12 protein-coding genes are annotated in these 13,157 nt (G+C 66.6%); 4 read left to right on the top strand and 8 right to left on the bottom strand.

The window, feature by feature from the left end; translation table 11 throughout:
* Positions 1 to 167 precede the first annotated feature (167 nt).
* Positions 168 to 1,127, top strand: coding sequence for a transaldolase (gene tal, locus BMI01S_RS10475; protein WP_028210474.1), 960 nt, complete (start codon positions 168 to 170; stop codon positions 1,125 to 1,127).
* A 283-nt stretch (positions 1,128 to 1,410) separates the two neighbouring features.
* Positions 1,411 to 1,839 (top strand): VOC family protein, encoded by a 429-nt coding sequence (locus BMI01S_RS10470; RefSeq protein ID WP_028210475.1) that lies wholly within the window; start codon positions 1,411 to 1,413, stop codon positions 1,837 to 1,839.
* A 31-nt stretch (positions 1,840 to 1,870) separates the two neighbouring features.
* On the opposite strand, the gene BMI01S_RS10465 is transcribed toward BMI01S_RS10470, so the two are convergent.
* The 8 genes from BMI01S_RS10465 to BMI01S_RS10430 form a co-directional block, all read right to left on the bottom strand.
* Positions 1,871 to 2,995, bottom strand: a complete 1,125-nt coding sequence (locus tag BMI01S_RS10465) for an FUSC family protein (RefSeq protein ID WP_028230610.1) — start codon at positions 2,993 to 2,995, stop codon at positions 1,871 to 1,873.
* Between the two features lie 249 nt (positions 2,996 to 3,244).
* On the bottom strand, positions 3,245 to 4,795 hold the full coding sequence (gene mctP / locus BMI01S_RS10460) for a monocarboxylate uptake permease MctP (protein ID WP_028210477.1): 1,551 nt from the start codon (positions 4,793 to 4,795) through the stop codon (positions 3,245 to 3,247).
* Positions 4,792 to 5,028, bottom strand: coding sequence for a DUF3311 domain-containing protein (locus BMI01S_RS10455; RefSeq protein WP_028210478.1), 237 nt, complete (start codon positions 5,026 to 5,028; stop codon positions 4,792 to 4,794). Before BMI01S_RS10455 ends, mctP begins: the two co-directional genes overlap by 4 nt.
* A gap of 316 nt (positions 5,029 to 5,344) precedes the next feature.
* Positions 5,345 to 6,265 carry a class I SAM-dependent methyltransferase gene (locus tag BMI01S_RS10450; RefSeq protein ID WP_028210479.1) on the bottom strand — a complete coding sequence of 307 codons (921 nt, stop codon included), beginning with the start codon at positions 6,263 to 6,265 and terminating at the stop codon, positions 5,345 to 5,347.
* Between the two features lie 112 nt (positions 6,266 to 6,377).
* On the bottom strand, positions 6,378 to 6,938 hold the full coding sequence (locus tag BMI01S_RS10445; RefSeq protein WP_042289078.1) for a DNA-deoxyinosine glycosylase: 561 nt from the start codon (positions 6,936 to 6,938) through the stop codon (positions 6,378 to 6,380).
* Between the two features lie 19 nt (positions 6,939 to 6,957).
* Positions 6,958 to 7,608, bottom strand: a complete 651-nt coding sequence (locus BMI01S_RS10440) for a chorismate--pyruvate lyase family protein (protein ID WP_028230609.1) — start codon at positions 7,606 to 7,608, stop codon at positions 6,958 to 6,960.
* A 116-nt stretch (positions 7,609 to 7,724) separates the two neighbouring features.
* Positions 7,725 to 9,635, bottom strand: coding sequence for a molecular chaperone HtpG (htpG, locus tag BMI01S_RS10435; RefSeq protein ID WP_028210481.1), 1,911 nt, complete (start codon positions 9,633 to 9,635; stop codon positions 7,725 to 7,727).
* Positions 9,636 to 9,734: 99 nt separating this feature from the next.
* Positions 9,735 to 11,243: an aminotransferase-like domain-containing protein gene (locus BMI01S_RS10430; protein ID WP_028230608.1), complete on the bottom strand. Its 1,509-nt coding sequence runs from the start codon at positions 11,241 to 11,243 to the stop codon at positions 9,735 to 9,737.
* A 187-nt stretch (positions 11,244 to 11,430) separates the two neighbouring features.
* Between BMI01S_RS10430 and BMI01S_RS10425 the strand changes: the two genes are divergently transcribed.
* Entirely contained in the window at positions 11,431 to 12,120 is a 690-nt protein-coding gene (locus BMI01S_RS10425; RefSeq protein WP_028210483.1) for a VOC family protein, read from the top strand.
* 28 nt (positions 12,121 to 12,148) lie between these two features.
* A complete protein-coding gene (locus BMI01S_RS10420; RefSeq protein WP_028210484.1) occupies positions 12,149 to 13,054 on the top strand; it encodes a DMT family transporter in 906 nt (301 codons plus the stop codon).
* Positions 13,055 to 13,157 lie beyond the last annotated feature (103 nt).

Here is a 13,157-nt window from a genome sequence, read left to right as displayed (position 1 = left end):
CGCGGCAAAGTGCGCCGCCCCTGGTTTCCCGCCCTACCCGCGCTGGCTGGGCGGCGGCCGCAGCGCCCTTTTCGCGTTCCGCCCGGCGCGTTTCAGGTTCATGCCTGAAGCACACCGGCCGTTCAACTCTCACCGAAGCAGGCGCGCACGCGCCCACAAGGCCAGACATGACTACCGCACTCGACCAGCTCAAGCAGTACACCACCGTCGTCGCCGATACGGGCGACTTCCAGCAATTCGTGCAGTACAAGCCGCAGGATGCGACCACCAATCCGTCGCTGATCCTCAAGGCGGTCCAGAAGGCCGAGTACCGCCCGTTGCTCGAAAAAACCGTGCGCGATCACGCGAGCGAACCGCTCGAGTCGATCATCGACCATCTGCTGATCGCGTTCGGCACCGAGATCCTCAAGATCATTCCGGGCCGCGTCTCGACCGAAGTCGACGCGCGCCTGTCGTTCGACACGAAGCGGTCGATCGAAAAGGCGCACCACATCATCGATTTGTACAAGCAGGCCGGCATTGCGCGCGAGCGCGTGCTGATCAAGCTCGCGTCCACGTGGGAAGGCATCCGCGCCGCCGAAGTGCTGCAAAAGGACGGCATCCGCTGCAACATGACGCTGCTGTTTTCGCTCGCGCAGGCCGCCGCGTGCGCCGAAGCGGGCGCGCAGCTGATTTCGCCGTTCGTGGGCCGTATTTACGACTGGTACAAGAAGGCCAAGGGCGCCGACTGGGACGATGCGAAGGACGGCGGCGCCAACGATCCGGGCGTGCAGTCGGTGCGCAAGATCTACGCGTACTACAAGAAGTTCGGCTACAAGACCGAAGTGATGGGCGCGAGCTTCCGCAACACGAGCCAGATCGTCGAGCTGGCCGGCTGCGACCTGCTCACCATCAGCCCCGATCTGCTACAAAAGCTCCACGACAGCAACGATAAGGTCGAGCGCAAGCTCTCGCCGGAGGCATTCAAGGACACGCACGTCGAGCGCGTGGCCGTGGACGAGCCGTCGTTCCGCTTCCAGCTCAACGAAGACGCCATGGCGACCGAGAAGCTCGCGGAAGGCATCCGCGCGTTCGCTGCGGACGCGATCAAGCTCGAAAAGATGATCGAGGAGCTGCGCGCGAAGTAACGCGCCTGCGCGCCACCTGGCGCGCATCGATGCAACGTTGTTCCGGGGCCGTACATGCCGCATGTGCGGCCCCTTTCGTTATGCGCGTTATGCGCGTTGCGCGGCTGAGCAATGCGCGTTCCCGTGCGTGCTCTCGCAAACCCTGGCGACACGTCACTCGGTGACGCCCGATCGCGCGCCTAGAATCAGGGCAGCGGCGCAACCCGCCGCGCCATCCGGCCCCGCGCCAACTCGCGTCCGCTAGAAGGGGCCGCCCAACGTCCAGTCCGCAAGGAAACCGACGATGCAAATCCAGCCCTATCTCTTCTATTCCGGCAAATGCGACGAGGCGATCGCCTTCTATCGCGAAGCGCTCGGTGCGCAGGAGCTGTTCAAGATGCGCTTCAAGGATGCGCCGCCCGATCCGGAGCGCCCCGTGACGCCGGAATTCGCCGAAAAGATCATGCACGCGACGCTGCAGATCGGCGACGCGCAGCTCATGATGTCCGACGGCGGCTGCATGACGCAGAACGACAAGTTCGCGGGCTTCGGCGTCTCGCTGACGGGCTCCGACGCCGCGACGGCCGAGCGTTACTTCAACGCGCTCGCCAAAGGCGGCAATGTGACGATGCCCTTTCAGAAGACCTTCTGGTCGCCCGGCTTCGGCATGGTGACCGACAAGTTCGGCGTGCCGTGGATGGTCACCGCACCGCCGCTCGATCACCCGGCCTGACGCTTCGCCGCGGCGGGCGTCACACCCGGCGTCACATCATGCGGTGCGACGCGGCGCACTCGATGTTCCAGCGCGGCTCGGTCTCGAGGAGCAGCGCGCGCAGGCGCTCCACTTGCTCCTCCACGCGCAGGCTGAGCCAGTAGGGCCCCTGCAACTGCGGTGCAAGCTCGCTGCGCGCAGGCGGCAATACGGCGGCGTTTGCATCCTCTCCACCCGCCATAGCCGACGACTCCGGGGCACATGCCTGCACGCTCGCAACTGACGGGCGCAGCCCCTGCGCGGCCGCATCGGGATGACGGCCGCCGCCGAAGCGCAGCGCGCGCGCAGTGGCAAGCAACGCGCGGCGCACCGGCTCGCCGCGCTGCGCGAATGCCACCCGCACGAGCGCCTGCTCGTAACTACTCGTTCCCGTGCAGAGCATCTCCAGCGCGCTGAGCATCGCTCGATGCAGGCGCTGCACCTGCTCCAGCCGCGCGAGCGGCACATCGATCTCCTTGGTCACCGAAGGCATGAGCGAACGCAGCTCGACGAGCCGGGCGTTCAGGCGCATGAACGTCCGCACCTGCTCGTCCGGATCGATATGCTCGCCGTTCGCCACTTGCGCATAGACGCGCGCGCATTCGCGCAGATTGTCGGCGAGGCTGTAGCGCCACGAATACGTGGCGTGCAGCGGCAACGCGAACGAGAACGCAAGCGCGATGACGATGCCGATCATCACGTTGAGCGTGCGCCAGAGCCCCGTATCGATGAGATTGTCGCCGTGGCCGGCGACGATGCACATGGTGATCGCGGCAAGCAGCGCGACGTAGCCGGGCTTGCCAATCGCGTAGTAGCCGCATACGGCGGCGACGAGCGACATCAGCACATAGGTGAGCGGCGCCGACCCCGTGACGGCCTGCACGACGATTAGCGTGAGGCCGATCACGGCGCCCAGCAGCGTGCCGAACGCCCGCTCGGCGGCCTTCTTGCGGATGTTGCCTTGATGCTGCAACCCGCCGATCACGACGAGCAGCGTGACCGACGCCCAGATGCCGTGCGGAATGTGGATCCCCGAGGTCGCGAGAATCGACGCGAGCATCGCGAGACCCACGCGCACGCTGTGAATGACCCTGGCGTTGCGGTAGCGGTAGTACGGCGAGCTGAGCGCGCGCCACATGCGCGAAAGTCGCGAGCGGTGGCGCGGCGGGCGCGAGCGAAGCGGGGGCTGGGCATCGGGAGCGCCAGTACGCTGGGAGCGCGGCTCGGAGCCAGATTCGGTTTCGGACGAGGCCATGGTGCGGTCTGAACGTGAGCCGGAACAGCGCCATCGTGCACCAGAAAAACAAATGCCCGCAACGCTTCGTTGCGGGCATTCCCGGTCATGCGGGGGGCCCGGCGGCGTGCGCCAGGCCGGATCAAAGGCAGATCAGCCCTCGACGACGTCGAGATAATCTTCCGGACGCGTGCGGTCCTCGCCCTTCTCCATGCCGAACAGGTGCACGAGCACGGACACCGCGATCGACACCACGAGGTTCACGATCAGCGACCACACGGCGGCGTAGCCTGGAATCGCCATGCCGAACAGGTGGATCGTGAAGATCGAGCTTGCGAGCTTGAGCGAAACGGCCATCCACGTGCCGGTGGCGATGCCGGCTGCCCAGCCCGCCAGCAGGCCGCGGTAGTCGAGCACGCGCGTGTAGAGACCGAGCACGATGGCGGGCAGCGTCTGGATGATCCAGATGCCGCCGAGCAGTTGCAGCTGGATCGCGTACGTGAGCGGCAGGCCCAGGATGAACGCCACCGCGCCGACCTTCACGATCAGCGAGACCAGCTTCGCGACGTTGGTCTCCTGCTCGTGCGACATATTGCGGTTGATGAACTCCTTGTGGATGTTGCGCGTGTAGAGATTGGCCGCCGCAATCGACATGATGGCCGCGGGCACCAGCGCGCCGATGCCGATGGCGGCGAACGCCACGCCAACGAACCACGACGGGAAGAAGTGCAGGAACAGCGCCGGCACCGCGAAGTTCGGACCGAAGGCCTTGAAGTACGGCGCGAACTCCGGCATGTCCTTCACGCCCGAGGCGAGCGCCATGTAGCCGAGCAGCGCGAGCAGGCCGAGCACGAGCGAGTACGCGGGCAGCATCGCCATGTTGCGGCGAATGGTGTTGCCCGAGGCCGACGAGAGAATCGCCGTGACCGAGTGCGGGTACAGGAACAGCGCGAGCGCCGAGCCCACCGCGAGCGTCGCGTAGGCGCTATAACCGTTCAGGCTCGCGGCGTCAGGCGACTTGAGCAGCAGCTTGGCCGGCGGCACCGCGCCGAAGATGTGGCCGAAGCCGCCCATCTGCGCGGGGATGACGATGATCGCGACGATGATCGTGATGTAGATGAGGATGTCCTTCACCACGGCGATCATGGCCGGCGCGCGCAGACCCGACGTGTACGTATAGGCCGCGAGAATGGCGAACGCGATGATGAGCGGCAGGTCGCCGACGAAGCCCGTCGTATCGAACCCGAGTGCGCCGATCACCACTTCGATACCCACGAGCTGCAGTGCGATATACGGCATGGTCGCGACAATGCCCGTCACGGCGATGGCGAGCGCGAGCATGCGGCTGCCATAGCGCGCGCTCACGAAGTCGGCCGACGTGACATAGCGGTGACGCTTCGCGATGGCCCAGAGCTTCGGAAACACGACGAACGCGAACGGATAGATCAGGATCGTATAGGGCAGCGCGAAGAAGCCCATTGCGCCCGCACCGAACACGAGCGCCGGCACGGCGATGAACGTGTACGCGGTGTAGAGGTCGCCGCCGAGCAGGAACCAGGTGACGATCGTGCCGAAGCGGCGGCCGCCCAGGCCCCATTCGTCGAGATGCGCGAGATCGCCCTTGCGCCAGTGGGCAGCCACGAAGCCGAGAACCGTGACGCCGAGGAAGAACAGGACGAAGACGATAGTTGCGGTGACGTTCATTGCGCGCCCCCTGCATCACCCTTGCCGCGGGTCTTCGTCTTGAAGTAGACGAGCGCGGTAACGACGGCGCTGATCAACACCCAGAGAAGCTGATACCAGTAGAAAAACGGGAAGTCCCACAGAGTGGGCTCGATCCTGTTGTACGACGGCACCCAGATCATCGCGATCCAGGGCAGCAGCAAAAGCCATTGCCAATGCTTGCTTGATTTTCCGGCGTCGGCGTCGTGAGCCATGACGTCTCCTCGTTGCTTATGTAGTTATACGGCCATGCTTTGTTTGCGATTCGCCGCCCGGCGTGAAGCGGCCCCTGGCCTCGCAAACGGATAGTCCGCAAGGTCCCCGAAAGCGCTCAAAAGAGTATCGAGGGCACGCCGCACGGTCAAGCAGGGCGGACCCGAATTTCGAGGGCGTTGTCAAGCGCCAACGGCTTGCGCCGGGTCAACCAAATCGACCGGGAATGTGCTGTGCTTGCCGCGCGCGGCCGAAAAAAAACCGGCCACGTGGCCGGTTCTTTCTGCTGCAACGGCGTGAGCGCCGTTCGCGCGCGCATCAGATCGAGAACGTCGCGCCGTTCTGGCCGCTCGATTCGCGCAGCGCCTTCACCCACTGGTGCGCCGGCAGTCCGAGCTTGCTTTCGAGCAGGCGGGCACGCTTTTCGAGCGCTTCGTACGACACTTCTAGCGCCGGGCCCGAGAACGCCAGCGCCACGCGATTGCCCTCGTGCACTTCGGGCAGCGCGATCACGCGGCCGTCGAAGGCTTCGTTCAGGCGCTTCATGTTGCGCACGAAGCTCGGATGGTCGCCGAACAGATTGACCGTCACGACACCCGCATCGGTCAGGCAAGCGCGCACTGCGCGATAGAACGCCACGCTGTCGAGCACCGGGCCGCGCGCGGTGGCGTCGTACACGTCGATCTGCAGCACGCCGATCGTGCCGTGATTGGCGCGGTCCTGCACGAAGTCCCAGGCGTCGAGTTCGCGCACGGTGAGACGCGCGTCATCGTACGGCAGTTCGAACATCGTGCGCGCGGCCACCACGACCGCCGGATTCAGTTCGATCGCCTCGACCTTCGCGGGACGCAGGTAGCGGTGCGCGAACTTGGTGAGCGCGGCGGCGCCGAGACCCAGTTGCACGATGCGCTCGGGGGTGGCGAGAAAGAGCAGCCACGCCATCATCTGCTGCGCGTATTCGAGCTCGATGTGTTGCGGCTTCGCAAGACGCATCGCGCCCTGCACCCACTCGGTGCCGAAGTGCAGATAGCGCACGCCGTGCTCTTCCGAGAACGTGACCGGCGCGAAACGCGGCTTGCGCGGCGCTTCGATGACCGGCGCGTTGTCGAGGTCGTCGGCGGCGGCCGATGCGCGGCGGGGGCGCTTCGTGACCTTCCCGGTCTCGCCCGATTGCGTCGCGTTGCCAGATTGCTTGAATGCGCGGGCCTCGGCGGAGGCGCGCTTGATAAGAGTCGTCATGTAGAAAATCGCTTGCTGTGGGGGCGCAAATGCAGGTGCATTTGCTCAGGCGACCGAGAGCATAGCATTCGCGGCGCATTGCGCCCGGGTTGCGATGCACTTCGAGCGGATGCTAGCGCCGCCGGGTCGCAGCGCGCTCGCGCCTGTGCGCGCCGGCGCTCATAGGCGCGTCGGGCTCGCCGACGAACGCAGCCAATGCGCGCCATTGCAGGAGCTTCGCCGCGAAGTTCATCGACGCATAGGCAGGACTGCTGGACGGCAACCGCAGGATCGTGAAGGGCCGCGCATGCGCGCCAAGAATGCGCTCGCCGATGCGCGCCGCCGTGCCGCCGTTGAACGCGATCGCTTCGAGCGCGGGCAGACGCTGGATCAGCGCGATGAGATCGTTGCCCTCGTGATCGCGGATATCGCCGTCGAGACTGCCCTCGCGGCGCGCTTGCGCCACGACGTCCCATAGGCCGACTCGTTTCGAGCGCAGCGTTTGCAGCCGCGCTTCGTACTTCATCGCTACGAGATCCTCGCCGATCACCTCGCCCACCAGATGCCAGAACCTGTTCTGCTTGTGCGCGTAATACTGCTGATGCGCGAGCGACGCCTCACCCGGCAGGCTGCCGAGGATCAGCACGCGCGTATGCGCATCGACGACGGGATCGAAGCAGCGCTTGTAGGTCATGGCAACCGATGCGCGAGGTTCAACGCGGCGCCTGATGCGCGCGCGATGCCGTGTGATCGAGCGGGCCGCGCTCGCGTCCGAGATGCACGCCGGTCTCGTGCGCAAGCGGGCCGCTCGCGAGGCGCGACCACAGCGCGGGCAGCATGCATTCGGTCACGAGCAGCGGCGCGCCCGCGCGCTCGAATACCGAGCGGCGTGCGAGAAACCGCGCAGCCGCCGGCTCGCCCACGACCTCGCGCGCAGCGAGCCGGTAAAGCGGATGCCTGGCGCCTACGCGCCGACTGACGAGCGCCGAGCGCGCCACACCGCTGTCGCTGTAGAGCAGTTCCGCGAGCGGCCGCGTGCGCAGCCGGCGCATGGCCTGCCACACACCGCGGCTCGCGATGAAAGGGGTCACGCTATGCGCGGCCACGAACGGCACGCCATCGACGGCGAGCACGATCTCGCGCACCCACGCGCGCTCGCGCGGCGCGAGCCCGAGCGCGGCGTATTCGTCGAGCCAGGGCATATCGACGGCTTCGCGCGTCACGCGAACTTCGACGCGTCCGAGCATGCGCAAATGCGCCGTGAGCGAACCGCCGCGCGTGAGCCAGTCTTTCTGGCAGGCGCTCAAGGCGGGCAAGGGCGTGACGCGCCAGTGCGCGTCAGCGGCATCGAATCGGAGAGGCATGGCGCGCATTATAGGCCGCGACGATTGCAGTTCGCTGTGAGCGGGCTGCGCAAAAGGAAAGCCCCTTGCGGCGGACAACCGCAAGGGGCTTTCTCGAATACACGCGAACCCGTGCTTTACGCCCGCGCGATCAACAGTGCGTTGGTGCGCTTCACAAAGCTGGCCGGATCGTCGAGCGTGCCGCCTTCGGCCAGCAGCGCCTGATCGAACAGCAGATGGCACCAGTCGCCGAAGTCCGCGCTATCGGTGCGCAGCGCCTTCACGAGCGGATGGTCCGGATTCACTTCGAGGATCGGATGCATTTCCGGCGCCTGCTGCCCCGCCGCCTTCAGCATGCGCTGCAGGTAACCGCTCATGTCGCCTTCGTCGGCCACGAGGCACGAGGGCGAATCGGTCAGGCGGAACGTGAGGCGCACGTCCTTGGCCTTGTCCTTGAGCGCTTCCTTCATGTGTTCGACGAGCGGCTTGAGTTCCTCGCTCACCTTCTCCTGCTGCTGCTTTTCCTCGTCGTTGAGCGCGCCGAGGTCGAGGTCGCCGCGCGCCACGCTCGCGAGCGGCTTGCCGTCGAACTCGTTCAGGAACGAGAGCATCCACTCATCGACGCGGTCGGTGAGCAGCAGCACTTCCACGCCCTTCTTGCGGAACACTTCGAGGTGCGGGCTGTTCTTCGCGGCCTGCCACGTGTCGGCGGTGACGTAGTAGATCTTCGTCTGCTCGGGCTTCATGCGCGAGACGTAATCGGCGAGCGAGACGTTCTGCTCGTTCGTGTCGTTGTGCGTCGACGCGAAGCGCGCGAGCTTCGCCACGCGCTCGCGATTGGCGTGATCCTCGCCGATGCCTTCCTTGAGCACCTGACCGAACTCGGTCCAGAACGTGGCGTACTTCGCCTTGTCTTCCTCTTTTGCTTCGGTGTCCGTAGCGGCGTTCGCCATCTCTTCGAGCATCGAGAGCACGCGCTTGGTCACGCCATCGCGAATCGCCTTCACGTCGCGGCTTTCCTGGAGGATTTCGCGCGAGACGTTGAGCGGCAGATCGCTCGAATCGACCACACCCTTCACGAAGCGCAGATAGTTGGGCAGCAGCTGCTCGGCGTCGTCCATGATGAACACGCGCTTCACGTAGAGCTTCAGCCCGCTCTTGTGGTCGCGGTTCCACAGGTCGAACGGCGCATGCGACGGCACGTAGAGCAGCTGCGTATATTCGCTGCGGCCTTCCACGCGGTTATGCGTCCACGCGAGCGGATTCTGGTGATCGTGCGCGAGATGCTGATAGAACTGCTGGTATTGCTCGTCGCTGATGTCGCTCTTCGCGCGAGTCCACAGCGCGCTCGCCTGGTTGATGGTCTCGTACTCGTCCTTCGTGACCATCTCGCTCTTTTCGGCGTCCCATTCCTCCTTCTTCATCTCGATGGGCAGGCCGACGTGATCCGAATACTTCTGGATGATCGACTTGATCTTCCATGCGGAAAGCAGCTCGTCCTCGCCTTCGCGCAGATGCAGCGTGATGGTCGTGCCGCGTTGCGCGCGCTCGATCGTCTCGACGGCGAACTCGCCCTCGCCCGCGCTCGTCCAGCGCACGCCCTCGGCGGCCGGGAGGCCCGCGCGACGGCTTTCCACGGTGATCTTGTCCGCGACGATGAAGCCCGAATAGAAGCCCACGCCGAACTGGCCGATGAGCGCCGCATCCTTCTGCTGGTCGCCCGAGAGCTTGCCGAAGAATTCCTTGGTGCCCGAGCGCGCGATCGTGCCGAGGTGGGAGACGGCTTCGTCATGGCTCATGCCGATGCCGTTGTCGTCGATCGTGATGGTGCGGGCGGCCTTGTCGAAACTCACGCGGATGCGCAGGTTCGGATCGTCTTCATAGAGCGCGTTGTTTGCGATCGCCTCGAAGCGCAGCTTGTCCGCCGCGTCCGATGCGTTCGAGATCAGCTCGCGCAGGAAGATTTCCTTGTTGCTGTACAGCGAATGGATCATCAGGTGCAGAAGCTGTTTCACTTCTGCCTGGAAGCTCATGGTTTCTTGTGCCATGGTCGGGAGTCCTCTTTCGTTGCAGTTCTGGTCTGACAGATCGTGGGCCGCGGCATCGCGGCGCGCCGCCCGCCCAGTTGAGGACGGACGGCGCCGTTTTCAAGAGTCGCCGCCCGAAACCGGAACGCCGCGCCGGGCGGCGCCCTCCAGGTAGTCGGCGAGGAAGGCGGGCAGCGCCGGGTCGCCGCAATTGGCGATGTTGAAGCGCATCCAGGTGGTGGGCGACTGGTGCGGCGAGAACAGGCTACCCGGCGTGAGCAGGAAACCGGCTTCGTGGCCCGCCGCGGTGAGCGCGTCCGCGTCGACGCCCGTGTCCGTCCACAGGAACATGCCCGCGCCCGGCGCCGTGAAGAGGCGGCAGCCGGCGCGCTCCAGCATGCGGGCCGCCTTGTCGCGCACACCGTCCAGCCGCGCGCGCAGCCGCTCCACATGACGCCGGTAATGGCCCTCCGTGAGGACGCGGTACAGCACGCGCTCGTTGAGCTCGGGGCTCGTCATGCCGACGAGCATTTTCTGGTCCGCCACCGCCTGCGCCACGTCGAGCGCGCTCGCGATATAGCCCACGCGCAGGTTCGGCGCGAGCGTCTTCGAGAAACTGCCGAGGTAGATCACGCGGCGCAGCTGGTCGAGGCTCGCGAGGCGCGTGGCCGGATAGCCCGTCGGGCAGAGGTCGCCGTAGATGTCGTCCTCGACGACGATGAAGTCGTACTGCTCGGCAAGCCGCAGGATGCGGAACGCCTGCGCAGCCGTGAGCGAAGTGCCCGTGGGATTCTGCAGCACCGAATTGATGACGAGCATCTTCGGGCGCCAGGTCTCGACGAGCGCTTCTAGCGCATCGAGATCCGGCCCCTCGGGCGTGTACGGCATGCCCACGAGCCGCGCACCCTGCGAGGCGAAGCGGCCGAACATCTGGAACCACGCGGGGTCGCCCACGATCACCGTGTCGCCGGGCTGCATGTAGATGCGCGCCAGCAGGTCGATCGCCTGGGTGATGCCCGAAACGAGCACGATCTGCTCGGGCGTCGCGCCGATCTCCAGTTCAGCCATGCGTGTCTGGAGCTGCTGGCGCAGCGGCAGGAAGCCTTGCGGCGAACCGAAGCCCAGCAGCTGCGTGCCGCTCTGGCGGCCCAGCGAGCGCATGGCGCCCGTCAGCAGCTCGCCGTCCAGCCAGCGCGCGGGCAGGTAGCCCAGACCCGGCCCTTTTTCGGGCCGCGTCGACGTATGGAGCATGTTGCGCAGCAGCCAGACCACGTCGATGGTGGGCGGCGCGGCGGCGGCCGTAGCGGTGTCCGTCCGCGCGGGCGCGCCCGCGGCGCCCGTCGCACGCTCGACGCCCGCCACGAGCGCGAGCCGCTCGCGCACGTAGAAGCCCGAACCGCGCCGCGAGTCGAGGTAACCCTGTGCGACGAGGCGCTCGTACGCCTCGACCACGGTAAAGCGCGACACGCCCTTGTCGAGCGCGAGCTTGCGGATGGACGGCATACGCATGCCGGGGCGGAACACCCGCTCCTCGATGCGGCGGCGGCCCCACTGCACGAGCTGGTCGACGAGCGTGAGCGTGGCCGCATCGTGCGGCGCGGGAATCTGGTCGAGCGGTACGGAGGACATGACTTCTCCCGGGGCTGCAACTGTACAGAGCACTATCGGGCCGATTGTACCGTTACTGTCTGCAGCCATACCGGTACATTTGATTGCATCCGTACCGGTAAGGATTCGGTGGCGGCGTCCCGCACTGTTCAGGCGCACCACCCGCTTCCTTCCGGCCCCTCGAAACTTCCGGTTCCGATCGCCCCCCATGAACGCCACGCCGCTTCGCCTCGACCACCTCGTCGTTGCCGCCCGCACGCTGGAAGCAGGCGTGCAGTACGTGAGCGACGCGCTGGGCGTCGCGCCTTCGGGCGGCGGCGCGCACCCGCTCATGCGCACGCACAACCGGTTGCTCGGGCTGTGGGGCGGCGCGTATCTGGAAGTCATCGCCGTCGACCCCGCGGCCAAGAGCGGCGCCAACGCCCGCGCGCGCCTTTTCGCGCTGGACGATCCCGCCGTGCAGGCGCGCCTCGAACAGGGCCCGTACCTGTCGCACTGGGTCGTGCGCGTCGATCCGCCCAAAAGCCTCGCGCGCTGGCGCGAGCAGTACCCGCAGCGCATTGCCGCTCTCGTGCCGATGACGCGCGGCGACTTCTCGTGGCAGCTCACCGTGCCCGAAGACGGCGCGTTTCCGGCGTGGCAAGGCGCGGGCGACGGCGTCCTCCCCTCGCTCATCCAGTGGGACACGGCGCGCCACCCGTCGCAAGTGCTGCCCGACAGCGGCATCGCGCTGACCTCCCTCACCGGCTTTCATCCGCAGGCGCAGGCGGTGCGCGAGCAGCTCGAGTGGCTCGGCGCGGCGCACCTGATCGCCGTGGAAGAAGCCCTCTCGCCCGCGCTCGTCGCGCAGTTCGAAACCCCGTCCGGCCCGCGCACGCTCGGTGCGCCGGCACGCTGATCCGTCGGGCGCAACCGCAATGGAACGTATGAAGGCACGCGAAACCCAAGGCATGCTGCTCGGCCTCGTCGGCGTCATGATCTTCAGTCTGACGCTGCCGATGACGCGCATCGTCGTCGCCGAATTCCACCCGCTGCTCAATGGCCTCGGCCGCGCGCTCGCCGCCGCCGTGCCGGCCGCGCTGCTGCTTGCCATCCGGCGCGAGAAGCGCCCCACCTGGCCGCAGGTCAAGAGCCTCGCCGTGGTGTCGCTCGGCGTGATCGTCGCGTTTCCGGTGTTTTCCGCCTTCGCGATGAAGACCGTGCCCGCCTCGCACGGCGCCATCGTCAACGGGCTGCAACCGCTCGCCGTGGCGATCTACGCCGCGTGGCTCTCGCATGAGCGGCCCTCCAGGGCGTTCTGGATCAGCGCGCTTCTGGGCAGCGCGCTCGTGGTCGCGTTCGCGCTCCAGGCGGGCGGCGGCGCGCTGCACGCGGGCGACGCGTGGATGCTCATCGCCGTGGGCATCGGCGCACTCGGCTATGCCGAAGGCGCGCGCCTCGCGCGAGTGCTCGGCGGCTGGCAGGTGATCTGCTGGGCGCTCGTGCTTTGCGCGCCGTTCCTCGCGCTACCCGTGGGCTGGCTCGCCTGGGCGCACCACGTCGCCCATCCCGAACCCGTCGCGCTCAAAACCTGGCTCGCCTTCGGCTACGTCACGCTGTTCTCGCAGTTCATCGGCTTCTTCGCCTGGTACGCGGGGCTCGCCATGGGCGGCACGGCGCGCGTGGGCCAGGTCCAGCTGCTGCAGATTTTCTTCACGATGGCGTTCTCGGCGCTGCTGTTCGGCGAGCAGGTCTCGCCCTCGGCATGGCTCTACGCGGCGGCCGTGATCGCCACGGTGGTGTTGGGACGCCGCGCGGCGATCCGCACCGCCCCAGCGCCGGCGCGCGCATGAGCAGGTTTCGCGTCATAATCGAAAGTTTTCGGCGGCCGCCGGCGGCGTCGCGTGATCGCGCCCCATGCCGCCCCTGAAACTGCATCTGAACGTGCAGCAACTC

The sequence above is a fragment of the Paraburkholderia mimosarum LMG 23256 = NBRC 106338 genome, assembly GCF_000739815.1.
Taxonomy (GTDB): Bacteria; Pseudomonadota; Gammaproteobacteria; order Burkholderiales; family Burkholderiaceae; genus Paraburkholderia; species Paraburkholderia mimosarum.
This window is presented reverse-complemented; position numbering and strand designations above follow the sequence as displayed.